The following is a 14,843-nucleotide window of genomic DNA, read 5'->3' as shown; positions in this document are numbered from 1 at the left end:
CGTCGCGCTTTTGCGCGCTTTCGCCGCTGAAATCTGTGCTCACGCCGTGCCGCGACGGGGTATTTGGGCATCCGATGTTCTACCGCGCCCTGTGGAGGCGCCGCTTCGCCCAAGCGAGCGGCGACATGGGAGGGCGCGCCATACTTAAAAAATACGAGGCCGAGATAGAACGCGTGGAGGCCGGCGGCGGCCATTTCAAAGACATGGACACGCCGGAAGATTATCAGGCGCGGTTAAAAGGCCTTTAGCGGAGGGTCAGACGACCGCGTGTGGTTTGCGCGCGCCGCGGGGCTTTAGCGCAATATTTTTACGCGCCCTGCCTCTTGAAATTATCGAGCACAAAATCTACAAAACGCTTTGCCGCCACGGAGAGCGTTCTTTTGTTGCGGCAGGCAAGCGCCGTCGTCCGCGTTGGAGGCTCCGTTACGCGCAGCGTTTTCAGATGCGGGCCGCCGGCAGAGAGCACCGCCTCGTAGAGCATTGAGACGCCAAGCCCCTGCTCCACCATCGTGATGACCGTGTAGTCGTCGCAGACGGTGTACTGGATGTCCGGCGCAAGCCCCTTTGCGCGAAAGGCCTCCATCGCCGCGCTCCACTCCCCCTCGTCAAGAAGAATGAACGGCTCGCGCGCGATCTCCTCAAGCGTCACGCTCTCTTTTTTTGCGAGCGGGTGGTCGAGCGGCACCGCGGCCAGCATGTAGTCCCTGCGCAGCGGCGTCACCACGAGGCCGCTTATATCGTCATAACAGGTGAAGCCGAAATCCACGGCTCCCTCCGCCGTCCAGCGCTCTATCTCGCGGTAGTCGCCCTGCTGCAGCTCAAAATGCACGTAAGGGTAGCGCCTCTTGAATTCATTCATCAGTCTGGGCAGCCAGCTTCGGCTGACGCTCGTGAAGGTGCCTATGCGGATGCTGCCGTCCATCAATCCCTGCATCTCATCGCGCTTTACGCGCAGCTCGCGGCAGGCGCTGCATATCGAAGTGATGTAGGGCATATACTGCGCGCCGTCCTGCGAAAGCGCAGCGCCACCCTTTTCGCGCAGCACTAGCACCGATGAAAGCTCCTCCTCCAGCGTATGCACCATCTGGCTCACCGCCGACTGGGTGTAACCCAGCTCGGAGGCCGCCCTCGTGAAACTCCCGCACTCTATCACCTTCACAAAGACCTCATAACGGTTCATAAGACGCCTCCAAATATAATTAGTGCAACTAATGAACATATTATAAATATTCGTTAGACTAATTGCAATGAAAGTTGTTAAATTAAGGTATTCAAGGGATAGCGGAGGAGAAATAAAATGTGCAAAGAAAACGTATCTATGTTTTATAAAGGAATGAGAGACGGTACGCCGCTTTTGTTAGGTTATCTTGCGGTGGCCTTCACGCTTGGCCTTGGAGCGAAAAGCTGCGGCCTCTCGCCGGTACAGGCGATCATCTCCGCAGTAACGCAAAACGCCGCCGCGGGGCAGTTCGCGGGCTACTCCCTCATCTCCTCCGGCGCCGGCTATCTTGAGGTCGCCGTCATGATACTGGTTGCGAACGCAAGATATCTGCTCATGTCCTGCACCCTGAGCCAGAAAATATCTCCCGACACGCCGCTGCGCCACCGCCTCTGCCTCGCGGTCGACATCACAGATGAAATATTCGGCCTCGCAGCCGCTCAGCCGCGGCGCCTGAATCCATTCTACAACTACGGCCTCGTAGTCGCGGCAGCCCCCGGCTGGGCCGTGGGCACATATCTCGGCGCCGCAGCGGGCAGCGTGCTCTCCGCACCGGTCATGACGGCGCTCTCCGTCAGCCTCTTTGGAATGTTCATCGCCGTCATCGTGCCGCCAGCGCGCAAAGATAAAATTGTAGCCGTGCTCATAATCATTTCGATGGCGTCAAGCTTCGCCTTCGCGAAGTTCAATATGCTGGGAATATCGGCGGGCGGCCGGACGCTCATCCTCACCGTCGCCATTTCGGCGGCGGCCGCCTATCTCTTCCCGCTGAAAGAGGCCGTTTCCGCACGTGAGACAGAGCCGCTTTGCGAAAGCGCCGAGGAAACCCAGCTCCATGCCGCATAACGTCTACATATATCTTTTTATAATGGCCGCCGTCACCTATCTCGTCCGTGTGCTGCCGCTTACGCTCATCCGCCGCGAGATAACCAATAAATATCTTAAGGCCTTTCTGTACTACGTCCCCTACGTTACGCTCGCCGTGATGACCTTTCCGTCGATAATAGAGGCCACAGGCGAGCCGCTTACCGCGATGGCCGCGCTTGTGGCGGCCTCCGTCCTCGCTTGGTACGGCGGCAGCCTATTTCAGGTGGCGGCGCTCTCCTGCGCCGTCGTCTTCATGCTGGAAAGGTTTGTTATTTAACGCTGAGCTTTAATATAAAAGAGGCGAGCTCCACCGCCTGCAACGCTGAGACACGCGCGCCGCGCAGCTCGCGCGCCCCCTCAGAGAGCGCCATCCCCTCTATTACGGAATCAGAAAAATCAAGCTCCGCAAGCGGCGTATGAAAAAATTCGGCCGCCGCGAAGTTGTCCTCTTTAAGAACGATGCAGCGCATCTTTGACTCCGCAAACGACGCCTCACGAAAGTCAGTCCGCGTAAGTTCACAGCGGCTCCACGAGCACTCGCCGAAGTTCGCGAGGTTGAAGGCGCAGGCCGCAAGCGTAGCGTCCTTGAATATGGAGCCGCGAAAATCAGCGCCTACGCCCTTTGAGTCCGCAAAGGCGCACTTGTTCCACCAGCTTTTTGTAAAAACGCAATTTGAGAGGTCGCAGCCGGTAAAAGAGGCGGAAGAAAAACGCGCCTGAGTGAAGTCGCAGTGTACAAAACGGCATTTTACAAAGCGCACGGCGTCGAATCGCAGCCGCGAAAGGTCAAGTTCGCAAAGCGTCTCGTTTTCAAAGAGGCCGCCGGATAAAGTCCTGTCGTCCTCCTGCGCCGCCGCCGCAATTTCTGTAAACATAAAAGACGCCCCCTCGCCGTAGCAATGCTCCGCGTGTTATTATACGCTCTGTGCGCCGCCGCACAAAGTGCCGCGAAAGGGGGAGAACGCCATGATAAATATTTTAGCGGTAGGCATCGGGGGCTTCGTGGGAGCCGTCTCCAGATACGCCGCGGGAGCCGCCATTGCCGGATACTTCGCGGCTCCCGCCGCCACCTTCTTCATAAACGCGGCAGGCTCGCTGCTCATAGGCGCGGTCAGCGTCACGGCGCAAAGGTACGCGATGTCGGGACATCCCGCCGTTCTGCTGCTCCAGGCAGGATTTTGCGGAGGCTTCACCACCTTCTCCACCTTCTCGCTTGAGATGTTCACGCTGATGGCCGAAGGACGGCCCGCAATGGCCGCCGCCTACGCCGCCGCAAGCGTCCTCTGCTGCATCGCCTGCGTAGCCGCGGGACGCGCGGCGATGAATTTTATGATTTGAGGTTTATGAAAGAACAAAACGGTTATGCTATAATTGTTCAGAAATACCGTTGGATCGAATTTCAAAGGTTATCCGTGTTGCATGGTTGTGAACATATCGTTTTTTGACAGGAGTGACGACGTGGAACAGCGCGATTTGATTGACAATATAGACGCTATTCTATATGTAAGCGACCCCGTCTCTTATGAAATGCTCTATGCGAACGAACCAGCAAGACGGTTCATGAAAACTGACGATTATCTTCACGCCAAATGCTATAAGGTATTACATGGCAAGAGCAGCCCGTGCTACTTCTGCACCAACGGACTGCTTGACTTCGAACAATTCTATATATGGGAACATACCAGCCCCACCAACGGACACAGCTACCTGCTCAAAGATAAATTTGTCGACTGGCACGGTAAAATGGCGCGATTGGAAATAGCGCAGGACATCACCGAGCAAACAAGCCGCAACCTCTTCCGGCTGGAAACCACGACGCTCCTTGAATGTATCAGGCTGCTCTCCGCACAGGAGGAACTGAAAGACGCAATAGAGACGGTGCTTTCAACGATAGGAGAATACTATCAGGCCGACCGTTCTTATATTCTGGAGCTCAATCAGGAACGCACCGTGGGTACGAACACCTTTGAATGGTGCAGGCATGGAGTGGAGTCTCAAATAAAATTCAATCAAGGAATACCGTTGTCTCAAATCCCTCTTTGGCAGGACGCCATAGACGCCGTCTCGACGATGGTCATACAAGACGTGGAAGAGATCAGAGAAAAATATCCTATGGAATATGGACGGATGCGTTTTCAAAATATACGCCGCCTGATGGCCGCGCCGTTTAATCTGCAAAATCAGGGGCTTGGATATATCGGCGTGGACAACCCGGCCAGCAATTCCAACAACCCTTCGCTGTTGCAGTCCGTATCGTATTTTGTGATGAACGAACTGCAGAAAAGACGCCTGCGCGCCGAGCTGGAGTATCAAAGTTCACATGACGCGCTGACCGGCCTCTTCAACCGCAATAAATATACTCAGGACATCGCCGCTTTGGCGGATAAAAAACTCGAATCGGCGGGAGTAGTCTTCTGCGACGTCAACGGATTAAAATTCATAAACGATACTCAGGGACACGACGCTGGCGACGACCGTATACGCGCCGTATCAAAGATATTGCAGACGGTATTTCTAAACAGCACGATATATCGGCTTGGCGGAGACGAGTTTCTTGTCTTATGCGAGGACATATCGAAAGAGCAGTTCAACCAGCTGACAGACGCGGCAAGAGGTAGTTTCTTAAGTGAAAACGGACAGTCGATGGCCTCTATAGGCGCGCGATGGGAGAGGCAAAACTTCGACCTGCCCTCTATGGTCCTAAAGGCCGACACTCTCATGTACGGCGAAAAGCAAAAACATCACCGTTCGCGGTAAACACAAGCCAAATCGGCTAGTAGAGCACAAACATTTGCACAAAAAAAGAGAAGGTTGATAACCAACCTTCTCATATTAAGCAAAAAATGGTGCCGGATGGCCAGGGAGCCAAATCGGCGGTTTTCCGATTTGTGCGATTCGGCTAGTAGAGCACAAACATCTGCACAAAAAAAGAGAAGGTTGATAACCAACCTTCTCATATCAAGCAAAAAATGGTGCCGGAGACGAGAATCGAACTCGTACGGATTGCTCCACACGCCCCTCAAACGTGCGTGTCTACCATTTCCACCACCCCGGCGCTCAACGAGAGACAGTATATTAAAATATCGCCTCCACGTCAAGCCCCCAAAGGCAAATTGGCCCGAATCGCCCTCGGCCGGTTTATCTCATGAAGTTCGTCCAGAGGTGCTCTTCATACTTTGGCGCCGGCAGCCCCGCAGCTTTGCCTGCTTCGATGCTCCGTAAAAGCCATGCCATGTTTTGTCCCAGCGTGCGCATCGTCTGCATTCCCTCTTCGTCGCGGCGCACCTCCTCCGGAGTCTGCCCGTGTACCTGATTCCAGTACTGGCTTGAAACCACCGGCATATTGGCTATCGTAAAATATTTGTTAAGCGCGTCAAAAGCTGCCGAGGCGCCTCCGCGTCTGCACGATACGACAGCGGCTCCGGGCTTGCAGGCAAGCTTCTCGCCTCCCGCGAAGAAAAGGCGGTCTAGGAAGCATTTTATCTGTCCGGATGGCCCCGCGTAATATACAGGGGAGCCTATGATCATGCCGGAATATTCATCCAGCCGCTCTATAGTTTCGTTTACCTTGTCGTTGAAGACGCATCGTCCGGTCTCCATACATTTCATACAGGCGATGCAGCCGGCGATGGGATGTTTGCCAAGCCACACCATCTCCGCGCCGATGTCGTGCCGCGCCAGCTGCGCCGCTGCCTCCGAAAGCGCCGTAAAGGTGCACCCGTGTTCGTTGGGACTTCCGTTTATCATAACAACCTTCATAACTGTCAGCCTCCGTTTCGTTTCTTCGATTTATTATCGTACCTTTTTTATTATATTGCCAACCATTAAATCTAAGATAGAAATATGGCGTAAATGACCGCAGCAGATACGGCCTTATCGTCAGTAGACGCCGTGTGAATTTCGTTTTTTCTTAGGCTGGAAATTTTTTGCTAAATCGCCTATAATAACTTCCGGCATAATTTTGCAACCGATTGCAAAAAATATTTTGGAGGTGCGACATGGCTAAGAAAAAACTTATCTACGGAATCAACGACAGGCCGCCGACGCCTATTCTCATTCTTGCGGGCGCTCAGCATGTGCTTACGCTCTTTGGCGCGACTACGCTTGTGCCGCTGGTGCTTGGGCCGGCAATGGGCATGACGACGCAGCAGATCGGCGCGTTTATCGGCTGCGTTTACTTCAGCATGGGCATCGCCACGCTTTTTCAGACACATCCCCGCATCGGCTCCGGCCTTCCTATAGTGCAGGGCTCCAGCTTCAGCTTCATTCCGCCTATTATGACGATCATCGGCGCGTATAAGGCGCTTGGACCGGACGTCGTGATGCAGTACGTAGGCGGCGCGCTCATCTCGGGCGGCCTCGTGCTTTCGCTGCTTGGCTACAGTAAACTCATCGGGCGCATCAGGAAGTTCATCACGCCGGTCGTGATCGGCCCCACGATAATGGCTATCGGTTTTTCGCTGGCGCCTACCGCGATACAGTTCAACGCGGCCAATTACTGGCCCGTCTCGCTGCTGGTTGTCGTCATGGTCTTTTTCTTCAGCCTCGTTTCAAAGAACCGTTACTGCAACATTTTCGCGGTGCTTGGCTCCATTGCCGGCGCCTATCTGCTATGCCTCGCGCTTTCGCTTTCCGGCGTCTTTGCGCCGGGACACGCGGCCTATATAAATCTTCAGGGCGTTGCGGACGCGCCGTGGCTCCGTTATAACCTCTTCATGCCGTGGGGCGCGCCTAAGTTTTCCGGCCTTGCCATCGGCGCCATCTCCGCGGGCTTTTTCTGCGTCATGATCGAGTCTATCGGCGACTATCACAACTGCTCCTACGCCGCCGGCATCGACGACCCGACCCCCGCGCAGATAAACCGGGGCATCGGCGTCGAGGGCTTCTGCTGCGCTCTGTCCGGCGTGCTTGGTTCCATCGGGACGACCTCATACACTGAGAATATCGGCCTCATCGGGCTTACCGGCGTCGCAAGCCGCCACGTCGTCCGCGCGGGCGCCGTCATTCTCATAATTCTTTCGCTTATCGGCAAGCTTGGCGCGCTCATCGCGACGATGCCGTCGCCCGTCATCGGCGGCGCGTACATCACGCTTTTTGGCACCATCGGCGCGCTCGGCATCCAGAACCTCATGCGCGCTGATATGGGCAGCCAGCGCAACGTTCTCATCGTAGGTTTCGCCTTCCTTATGGCGATGGGCCTTCCCGGATGGGTGGAGCCGAATCAGGCGCTCTTCACGGGCGCGCTTGGCACGACCGCGGGCGGCATGGTCTGGGCCGTTTTGAAAACACCGATGGCGGTGGCCGGAATCCTGGCGGCGCTTTGCGACAACCTCATCCCCGGCACGCCCGAGGAGCGCGGCATTGTGCCGAGCATCGAGGATGTGCAGGACAACGTGAAGAAGATAAAAAAGCGCTGCGACGACTAAATGCGGCGCGGGAAACAAAAAATCTAACTATCAACATGGGGCGGGCCTGCATTTGGGCTCGCCTCTGTTATTTCTGGCTGCGGCTCAAGCCTGTCGCGTCGGTCTTTGATATTGTTACATTATTGTAACTTAGAAACGTTTTAAGAGTGGCTTTATTGTGGGTTTGGCGTAAGCGATATGGTATAACTAATAGATTGAGCCTCGTGTATATTTACACTTATTTTAGGGTATAATACATTTATGTATGCTCGCTTAGTCGAGGTACGAGGTATTTTATTTAGTGGAAGGAATGTCTCAATGGCCCTCAATATTTCAAAACGCACTCTGTTCTACACCGCTCTTGCCATAGCCGTAATAATGCTGTACATTTTGCCGCTGGGTTCTTATCCTTTGATGGAGCCCGACGAGGGACGTTATTCGGAAATTCCGCGCGAGATGATTGCGTCGGGCAATTACATCACGCCGATGCTCAATTATGTCAAATATTTTGAAAAACCCGTCTTTCTTTATTGGATGAACACGGCCAGCTTCCACCTGTTTGGGCAGAACGAATTTGCGGCGCGCATCGGAACGGCGCTCTGCGCTCTTGCGGGAGCGGGCGTCGCTGCGTGGCTTGGCGCGTTTATGTTTGGAACGCAGGCCGGGATAATTTCCGGCATCGTGACGGCCACGTCGCTGCTCTATTTTGCGATAGGGACGATAAATATTACGGATATGCCGCTTTCTTTCTTCCTGACGCTGGCCTTCGCCGCCTTCTATGTCGCGCATAAAAGCAAAAATAAACGCTGGTATCTGCTCTTTTACGGCGCCGCGGCGCTTGCGGTGCTGACGAAGGGGCTGGTCGGGGTGGTGCTGCCTGGCGGCGTCATTTTATGCTATATCCTTGCGACGAGACAGTGGAAGCTCTTCTATCAGCCGCTCTATATCCCGGGTATATTTTTATTTTTCGCGCTCTCCGTTCCGTGGTTCTATCTCGTCTGCCGCGACAACCCGGACTTTTTCCGTTTCTTTTTCATACAAGAACATTTTTTGCGCTACATGACGAAGATGCACCACCGCTACGAACCGTTTTGGTATTTTCTGCCGATGATACCGGCTGGGCTTATGCCGTGGACTGCCTTTTTCTTCGCCCTATTTTCAAAAAAGAGCGTAGTGCGCGACCCTGGAAGCGCCGAAAAACGCGATTCAGTCATTTATCTGCTGCTTTGGTCTGGCGTGATTTTGCTTTTTTACTCCGCTTCGGACTCAAAGCTTATTCCGTACATCGTGCCCTGTCTTCCGCCGCTTGCCATCCTGATAGGAGCGGACATCATGCGTATGGCGGAGCGCCGCGAGTGGCACGGGTGGGTGCTGCAGATGCTCTGTATTTTCGGCGGTCTGCTGGGCGCGGGGCTGCTCATCTATCCGCTGGTCGGTGAACACGCAAGCGCCGCGCAGGCGTGGCCTGTAGCGGTGCACACCGGCCTTTCGCTCATCTTCGGGCCGCTTTTTGCGTGGTATCTTACGACGCCGCGGCGCCGCGATTTTTCTATGGCGATACGTATGCTCTGCTTCTGCGCGATAGTCTTTATAGCGGGCCTTTTGGGAATAATGGGGTTTGTCGCGCCGGAGCGTACAATGAAAGGCGTGTCAGATGTGATAATAAAAGAGATGAAGCCCGGGGATACGATCGTAGCCTACGACGAGGTGCTTCAGGGGATACCATTTTACACGAAGCAGCGCGTCATGATGGTAGGCAATCCCGGCGAGCTTTCATACGGCGCGTCTCAGCCCGAGGGCAAGGGATGGTTTCTTTCGGAAAAGGAATTCCTTCCTTTGTGGCACGCGAAGAAGCGCCAGTTCATTCTGGTGACGAAAGAGGGCGGCCGTTTCAATGAATTGTTCCCCGACGGACAGACGAACGCCTCTAAGACCGTCGAGGTCGGAAAGTATATAATTCTCTTCAACAGGGAGCGTGAAGATAAATGAGAAAAGATTTCCTGCCCTTTGCAAAGCCTATGATAAGCGAAGAGGCTATAGCCGACGCCGCCGATTCAATACGCAGCGGGTGGCTCGCGATGGGGCCAAAGACGATAAAGTTTGAGGAAAATTTTGCGAAATATACTGGCGCGAAGTACGCGCTTTCGGTCAATTCGGCGACAGCCGGCCTGCACTGCGCCATGATGGCGCTGGGGCTTTCGGCGGGCGACGAGGTGATAACGACGCCTATGACCTTCGCGGCTACGGCGAATGCGATAATATTTACGGGAGCCCGTCCAGTCTTTGCGGACATCGACCGCAGAACTCTCGCCGTAACGCCTGAAAACATAAAGCGCGCCATAACGCCGCGCACGAAGGCGATAGCGCCGGTGCATTTCGCGGGGATGCCCTGCGATATGGACGCGATAGAGGCGATAGCCGAGGCGCACGGCCTTGCTGTAATCGAGGACGCCGCGCACGCGCTCGGCGCCTCCTACAAGGGGCGGCGCATCGGGGCCGACCGAGGCGCGCGGAGGCTTGCCGTTTTCAGCTTCCATCCAACGAAGAACATAACGACGGGCGAGGGCGGCATGGTCTGCACCGGCGACGAGGAGCTTGCCGAAAAGATAATGGTGCTTCGCCAGAACGGGATGTCCAAAGGCGCGTGGAACCGCTACGCCGCCAAGGGCAGCTCAAACTACGATATACCTTTTCCCGGACTGAAATATACGATGATGGATATACAGGCGGCGCTTGGAAATTCGCAGCTTGCGGAGCTTCCCGCTTTCAACGCGCGCCGCGCACAGATAGCCGCCTTCTACATGAAGGAGCTCGCCGATATGCCGGGGCTTATCCTGCCGCAGCCGGCGCCGTGGCCGCACGAACATTCGTGGCACATCTTCACGCCGTTCATAGACATCGACCGCACCGGCTTCTCGCGCGACGAGTTCATGGCGCGCATGAAGGAGCGCAACATCGGAACGGCGCTGCACTATCAGGCGCTGCACCTTTTCTCATGCTTCCACGCGCTTACGGGCGCGGGCCGCGGCGACCTGCCGGAGGCCGAATACGTCTCCGACCGCATCGTTTCGCTTCCGCTATTTCCCGCCATGACCGACGAAGATATGCGTGACGTCGTCTGCGCGATAGCCGAGGTCTGCGTTCGATGATGACGGCAGCGATGCCGGAGGTCTCAATAGTCATCCCGGTCTACAACGAAGAGGAGTCGCTGCACGCGCTCTTTGCCGAACTGTGGCCCGTAATGTCGGGGCTTGGCCGAAGCTTTGAGATAATTTTTATCAACGACGGCAGCCGAGATGCGACGCTCGGGCTGCTCTATGACTTCTACAAGGAACACCCGGAGGTGCGCGTCATTGACCTCGGCGCCAACTTTGGACAGCACATGGCAATAATGGCCGGCTTCGACCATGTGCGCGGGCAGAAAATAATCACGCTTGACGCGGACCTGCAAAACCCGCCCTCTGAGATACCGGGGATACTGACGCAGATGGACGAAGGGCACGACGTCGTCGGCACCTATCGCGTCGGCCGCCAGGACCCTGTATTCCGCAAGGTGGCCTCAAAGATCATCAACAAGATGACGAACCGTCTGGCCAAACTGCACATACGCGATTACGGCTGTATGCTGCGCGGCTACGACAGGCGCATAATCGAAATAATAAACAAAAGCCACGAGTCTAACACCTTCATCCCCGCGCTTGCTCAGAAGTTTGCGACGAACCCGGTGGAGATACCTGTGGCGCACCGCGAGCGCGAACTTGGCAAGTCTAAATACAGCATCTTTCAGCTCATTCGTCTGAACTTCGACCTTATGACGAGTTTTTCGCTCGTTCCGCTCCAGCTTGTGACGATGGCGGGAATGTTCTTCTCTTTCCTCGCCTCCATGCTGCTCTTGTTTATGTTCGCGCGCAGGCTCTTTCTTGGAGTAGGCACCTGGCAGCTCCTTCTTGAGCAGGCCTTTGAAGCCTCTGCCTTTGTGCTTGCAAGCATCACGCTCTTCGCGCTTGGCATAATCGGGGAATATATCGGCCGCATCTACCGCGAAGTGATAAAGCGGCCGCGTTACGCCGTAAGAAAAGTATTTGAGGCGGGAGACGGCGACGCAAAGCGCGGCGCGGAGGACGCGAGATGACCAGGCCGCGCACGGTGCTCTTTGCCTACAGCGACGTCGGCTTTTTATGCCTTGAAGAGCTGGCGCGCGCCGGCGCGAACATCGTCTGCGTCTACACGCACGAGGATGACCCAAGCGAAGAGATATGGTTTCACTCCGTAAAAGATAGGGCTGCGGCGCTCGGCATTCCAGTGCGCACGCCAGCGAAGCTTGACACGGATGAGGCAGCCTTCCTTCGCAGCATTGAGCCGGAGCTTATTTTTTCCTTTTATTACCGCGCGCTCATTCCAAAAGAGATACTCGAAATGCCGCGTCTTGGCGCTTATAATATCCATGGAGCGCTGCTTCCGAAGTACCGCGGGCGCGCCTGCGTCAACTGGGCTGTGCTGAACGGCGAAAGCGAAACGGGCGCTACGCTGCACGTCATGACGGAAAAGGCGGACAGGGGCGACATCGTTGCCTCCTCTTCCGTGCCTATCGCCTTTTCGGACGACGCGCGCGAAGTCTTTATGAAAGTGGCGCAGGCGGCGCGTGAAATCATAGCGCGGCATCTTCCGGCGCTTGAGGCCGGAACGGCCGCCCGCTCGCCGCAGGACGAATCTCAGGCCACCTGCTTCGGCCGCAGACGCCCGGCGGACGGCGCTATAGACTGGAACAAAAGCGCCGTTGAGATATATAATTTGATACGCGCCGTCACGCATCCTTTTCCGGGAGCCTATACGGAATTTGACGGCAAAAAATATTACATCTGGCGCGCCGAGCCGCTTACCGGCAGCGCGCGGCCCGGTGAGATAGTGAGCGTTGCCCCGCTTGTCGTGGGCGCGGGCGACGGACTTTTGAAGATACTTAAACTCCAGCCTGAGGGCGGAACGGAAGGAGAATCGCTTTAAATGAAATTATTTGTAACGGGAATAAACGGATTTATCGGCACGCATCTTCTGGAGGGCATCATCGCAGGCACTGACTGGCAGGTGAGCGGTTTTGACATAGCGCGCAGCAATCTGGCTCCGTATGACGGGCAAAAGCAGTTCTCCTTTTTGCAGGGCGACATCTTCAAAGACGACGAAACGCTTGAAGCGGAGGTCGTAAAGGCCGACGTCGTAATTCCGCTCGCCGGCATCGCAAAGCCCGCTTATTATATAAAAAAGCCGGTGTGGACCTTTGAGCTTGACTTTGAGCAGAATCTTAAGATGGTGCGCCTGTGTGCGAAGCACCACAAACGCATAATATTCCCCTCCACCTCCGAGGTCTACGGCATGAGCGGAGACGCGGAGCTCAAAGAGGACGAAAGCCCACTCACCACAGGCCCCATCGTTAAAATGCGCTGGATATACAGCTGCTCAAAGCAGATGATGGACAGAATGATATTGGCCTACGGGCAGGAGGCCGACCTTCCATTCACGCTGTTTCGCCCCTTCAACTGGGTCGGCCCGCGCCTTGACACCTTCAAGGACGCTGAAGAGCGCCGCGCGCGTTCCGTGACGCAGATGCTCTACGACATAATCTACCGCCGCAAGATATCGCTCGTCAACGGCGGCGAACAGCGCCGCAGCTTCACATGGGTGGGCGACGGCATAGAGGGGCTTATGTCCATCATAGAAAACAAGACGGGCCTCGCCGCAGACGAAATATTCAACATCGGAAACCCGGCCAACAACTACTCCATAAAAGAGATGGCGGAACTGCTCGTTGACGAAGCGAAAAAGTTCCCCGCCTTCCGCGAAGCGGCGGAAAATACGGAGCTTGAGATAATCCCCGCCTCCGCCTACTACGGCAAGGCCTACGACGACATGCAGAACCGCCTGCCCTCCGTCAAAAAGATGGAGAGCCGCCTTGGCTGGAAGCCAAAGACCGACATGCGCGCGATGCTAAACAAGACCATCGCCTGGTACGCCGAACACGAGGCGAAATAATGACGAAGCTGGCGATAAAGGTCGACGTCGACACTCTGCGCGGCTATCTCGAAGGCGTCCCCGCGCTGCTTGACCTTTTTAGACGGCGCGGGCTTTCCGCCAGCATCTTCTTTTCCTTCGGCCCGGACAACTCTGGAAAGGCCATCCGCAGGATATTCCGCCCTGGCTTCATCTCGAAAATGATGCGAACAAAGGCGCCGTCCACCTACGGACTAAAGACGCTCATGTACGGCACGCTGCTGCCGGCGCCGCTCATTGTGGCCGCAGACCCGCGCATAGTAAAACGCGCGGCGGCCGAAGGACACGACGTGGGCGTACACGCGTGGGACCACGTCTATGTACAGGACTGCCTTGACAAAATCTCGCGCGACGAATACCTTTCGCTTTACAAAAAAGCCGAAGCGCTCTACATGGAGATATGCGGGCAAAAGCCCGAAAGCATAGCGGCCCCCGGCTGGCAGCTGTCGCACGCGGTGCTTGCGGCGGAGGGGATGCTCGGCCTTAAATACGCAAGCGACGCGCGAGGATACGCGCCCTTTACGCCGGTATATTGCGGCAGAGAATACGCCGTGCCGCAGATACCGACTACGCTGCCTACAATGGACGAGATATACGGCCTGCCCGGCGTCGACGACGTGACTCTGCCGAAGAGGTGGCTTGACGGTATGACGAACGAATGGAACGTCCTCACGGTGCACGCCGAGATGGAGGGCATCTCAAAGCTCAAGGTCTTTGAGAACTTCCTCAACATGGCGGAGGCGCTTGGAACGAAATTTTACACGCTCGCGCAGTACGCGGCGGAGGCGCCGCTTCCGCGCTGCGAAATAAAAATGGGAACGCTCGTGGGACGCGCCGGGACGCTTGCCGTCCAGCAGCCGGCGAAAAAAGAACGGGAAAAAGAATAATGCTCGATAAAATAACGCTCTGCATGATACTGGCCTCCGCCTTCACAAACGCCTTTGGGAGCACCGTAATGAAGCACGCTTACGGCGGCGACGGCGACATGCTCTCAAACGGCATAATAAGCGCTGTGCTCAAAATCGCGCTGAACCCGTGGATAGTGCTGGGGCTTGGGCTCTTTGGCGTCTCGTTCTTCTTCATGGCGGCCGCCCTCTCGCGCGCGGAGCTGACGCTCGCCTATCCGCTGATGTCCGGCATAGTCTACCTGCTGCTGCTTGCGATAGGGCTGTTTTTCTTCCACGAAAAGGTAACCTTTATTCGCGTCGCAGGCATGTTCTGTATCTTGGCCGGAATCACGATGCTCACTATAAAAAGCTAAACACCGTATAAATTAAATAAATTCAAACTAATCTTAAGAGGTAATATAA

The 14,843-nt window shown here is 55.6% G+C and carries 16 protein-coding genes and 1 tRNA gene; 13 read left to right on the top strand and 4 right to left on the bottom strand.

All coding sequences use genetic code 11. The features are described from left to right. A partial coding sequence (locus RRY12_09950; GenBank protein MEG2184989.1) for a hypothetical protein occupies positions 1-248 on the top strand: 248 nt, incomplete at its 5' end. A gap of 59 nt (positions 249-307) precedes the next feature. Here the strand turns inward: RRY12_09950 and RRY12_09945 are convergent. Beyond that, positions 308-1,180 (bottom strand): LysR family transcriptional regulator, encoded by an 873-nt coding sequence (locus RRY12_09945; protein MEG2184988.1) that lies wholly within the window; start codon positions 1,178-1,180, stop codon positions 308-310. Positions 1,181-1,297: 117 nt separating this feature from the next. On the opposite strand from RRY12_09945, the gene RRY12_09940 reads away from it, so the two are divergent. Both RRY12_09940 and RRY12_09935 read left to right on the top strand, forming a co-directional pair. Then, complete coding sequence (locus RRY12_09940) at positions 1,298-2,065, top strand: AzlC family ABC transporter permease (GenBank protein MEG2184987.1); 768 nt, start codon at positions 1,298-1,300, stop codon at positions 2,063-2,065. Continuing rightward, positions 2,055-2,363 (top strand): AzlD domain-containing protein, encoded by a 309-nt coding sequence (locus RRY12_09935; GenBank protein ID MEG2184986.1) that lies wholly within the window; start codon positions 2,055-2,057, stop codon positions 2,361-2,363. The genes RRY12_09940 and RRY12_09935 overlap by 11 nt, the downstream gene beginning before the upstream one ends. Here the strand turns inward: RRY12_09935 and RRY12_09930 are convergent. Then, positions 2,356-2,961, bottom strand: coding sequence for a pentapeptide repeat-containing protein (locus tag RRY12_09930; GenBank protein MEG2184985.1), 606 nt, complete (start codon positions 2,959-2,961; stop codon positions 2,356-2,358). The two genes, RRY12_09935 and RRY12_09930, sit on opposite strands and share 8 nt — an antisense overlap. 91 nt (positions 2,962-3,052) lie before the next feature. Between RRY12_09930 and RRY12_09925 the strand changes: the two genes are divergently transcribed. After that, the gene (locus tag RRY12_09925; GenBank protein ID MEG2184984.1) at positions 3,053-3,424 is read left to right on the top strand and encodes a CrcB family protein; all 372 of its coding nucleotides are present in this window, start codon (positions 3,053-3,055) and stop codon (positions 3,422-3,424) included. 120 nt (positions 3,425-3,544) lie between these two features. Continuing rightward, positions 3,545-4,843: a GGDEF domain-containing protein gene (locus RRY12_09920; protein MEG2184983.1), complete on the top strand. Its 1,299-nt coding sequence runs from the start codon at positions 3,545-3,547 to the stop codon at positions 4,841-4,843. 213 nt (positions 4,844-5,056) lie between these two features. Here the strand turns inward: RRY12_09920 and RRY12_09915 are convergent. Both RRY12_09915 and RRY12_09910 read right to left on the bottom strand, forming a co-directional pair. Beyond that, positions 5,057-5,141, bottom strand: a tRNA-Leu gene (locus RRY12_09915). 83 nt (positions 5,142-5,224) lie between these two features. After that, positions 5,225-5,845, bottom strand: coding sequence for a flavodoxin family protein (locus RRY12_09910; GenBank protein MEG2184982.1), 621 nt, complete (start codon positions 5,843-5,845; stop codon positions 5,225-5,227). Between the two features lie 239 nt (positions 5,846-6,084). Here RRY12_09910 and RRY12_09905 point away from each other — a divergent pair, with 239 nt between their 5' ends. The 8 genes from RRY12_09905 to RRY12_09870 all read left to right on the top strand — a co-directional run bounded on the left by RRY12_09905 (position 6,085) and on the right by RRY12_09870 (position 14,794). Continuing rightward, positions 6,085-7,512: a solute carrier family 23 protein gene (locus RRY12_09905; protein MEG2184981.1), complete on the top strand. Its 1,428-nt coding sequence runs from the start codon at positions 6,085-6,087 to the stop codon at positions 7,510-7,512. Positions 7,513-7,809: 297 nt separating this feature from the next. Next, a complete protein-coding gene (locus tag RRY12_09900) occupies positions 7,810-9,480 on the top strand; it encodes a glycosyltransferase family 39 protein (GenBank protein ID MEG2184980.1) in 1,671 nt (556 codons plus the stop codon). Next, positions 9,477-10,640 carry a DegT/DnrJ/EryC1/StrS family aminotransferase gene (locus tag RRY12_09895; GenBank protein ID MEG2184979.1) on the top strand — a complete coding sequence of 388 codons (1,164 nt, stop codon included), beginning with the start codon at positions 9,477-9,479 and terminating at the stop codon, positions 10,638-10,640. The genes RRY12_09900 and RRY12_09895 overlap by 4 nt, the downstream gene beginning before the upstream one ends. Then, positions 10,637-11,623, top strand: a complete 987-nt coding sequence (locus RRY12_09890; protein ID MEG2184978.1) for a glycosyltransferase — start codon at positions 10,637-10,639, stop codon at positions 11,621-11,623. Before RRY12_09895 ends, RRY12_09890 begins: the two co-directional genes overlap by 4 nt. Beyond that, complete coding sequence (locus RRY12_09885; protein MEG2184977.1) at positions 11,620-12,492, top strand: formyltransferase; 873 nt, start codon at positions 11,620-11,622, stop codon at positions 12,490-12,492. The genes RRY12_09890 and RRY12_09885 overlap by 4 nt, the downstream gene beginning before the upstream one ends. After that, on the top strand, positions 12,493-13,515 hold the full coding sequence (locus tag RRY12_09880) for a bifunctional UDP-4-keto-pentose/UDP-xylose synthase (GenBank protein ID MEG2184976.1): 1,023 nt from the start codon (positions 12,493-12,495) through the stop codon (positions 13,513-13,515). Next, on the top strand, positions 13,515-14,420 hold the full coding sequence (locus tag RRY12_09875; GenBank protein ID MEG2184975.1) for a polysaccharide deacetylase family protein: 906 nt from the start codon (positions 13,515-13,517) through the stop codon (positions 14,418-14,420). The genes RRY12_09880 and RRY12_09875 overlap by 1 nt, the downstream gene beginning before the upstream one ends. Then, entirely contained in the window at positions 14,420-14,794 is a 375-nt protein-coding gene (locus RRY12_09870; protein MEG2184974.1) for an SMR family transporter, read from the top strand. Before RRY12_09875 ends, RRY12_09870 begins: the two co-directional genes overlap by 1 nt. Positions 14,795-14,843 lie beyond the last annotated feature (49 nt).

It is taken from the genome of Cloacibacillus sp. (assembly GCA_036655895.1).
Taxonomy (GTDB): domain Bacteria; phylum Synergistota; class Synergistia; order Synergistales; family Synergistaceae; genus JAVVPF01.
Note: the sequence above shows the minus strand (reverse complement) of the source record. Positions and strands in the feature narration are given on the sequence as shown.

Bases quoted from the DNA above. Each gene is read 5' to 3' on its own strand.
- RRY12_09890 (MEG2184978.1), top strand. From the start codon at position 10,637: ATGATGACGGCAGCGATGCCGGAGGTCTCAATAGTCATCCCGGTCTAC.
- RRY12_09935 (MEG2184986.1), top strand. From the start codon at position 2,055: ATGCCGCATAACGTCTACATATATCTTTTTATAATGGCCGCCGTCACC.
- RRY12_09880 (MEG2184976.1), top strand. From the start codon at position 12,493: ATGAAATTATTTGTAACGGGAATAAACGGATTTATCGGCACGCATCTT.
- RRY12_09925 (MEG2184984.1), top strand. From the start codon at position 3,053: ATGATAAATATTTTAGCGGTAGGCATCGGGGGCTTCGTGGGAGCCGTC.
- RRY12_09910 (MEG2184982.1), bottom strand. From the start codon at position 5,845: ATGAAGGTTGTTATGATAAACGGAAGTCCCAACGAACACGGGTGCACC.
- RRY12_09885 (MEG2184977.1), top strand. From the start codon at position 11,620: ATGACCAGGCCGCGCACGGTGCTCTTTGCCTACAGCGACGTCGGCTTT.
- RRY12_09940 (MEG2184987.1), top strand. From the start codon at position 1,298: ATGTGCAAAGAAAACGTATCTATGTTTTATAAAGGAATGAGAGACGGT.
- RRY12_09895 (MEG2184979.1), top strand. From the start codon at position 9,477: ATGAGAAAAGATTTCCTGCCCTTTGCAAAGCCTATGATAAGCGAAGAG.
- RRY12_09875 (MEG2184975.1), top strand. From the start codon at position 13,515: ATGACGAAGCTGGCGATAAAGGTCGACGTCGACACTCTGCGCGGCTAT.
- RRY12_09930 (MEG2184985.1), bottom strand. From the start codon at position 2,961: ATGTTTACAGAAATTGCGGCGGCGGCGCAGGAGGACGACAGGACTTTA.
- RRY12_09905 (MEG2184981.1), top strand. From the start codon at position 6,085: ATGGCTAAGAAAAAACTTATCTACGGAATCAACGACAGGCCGCCGACG.
- RRY12_09870 (MEG2184974.1), top strand. From the start codon at position 14,420: ATGCTCGATAAAATAACGCTCTGCATGATACTGGCCTCCGCCTTCACA.
- RRY12_09945 (MEG2184988.1), bottom strand. From the start codon at position 1,180: ATGAACCGTTATGAGGTCTTTGTGAAGGTGATAGAGTGCGGGAGTTTC.
- RRY12_09900 (MEG2184980.1), top strand. From the start codon at position 7,810: ATGGCCCTCAATATTTCAAAACGCACTCTGTTCTACACCGCTCTTGCC.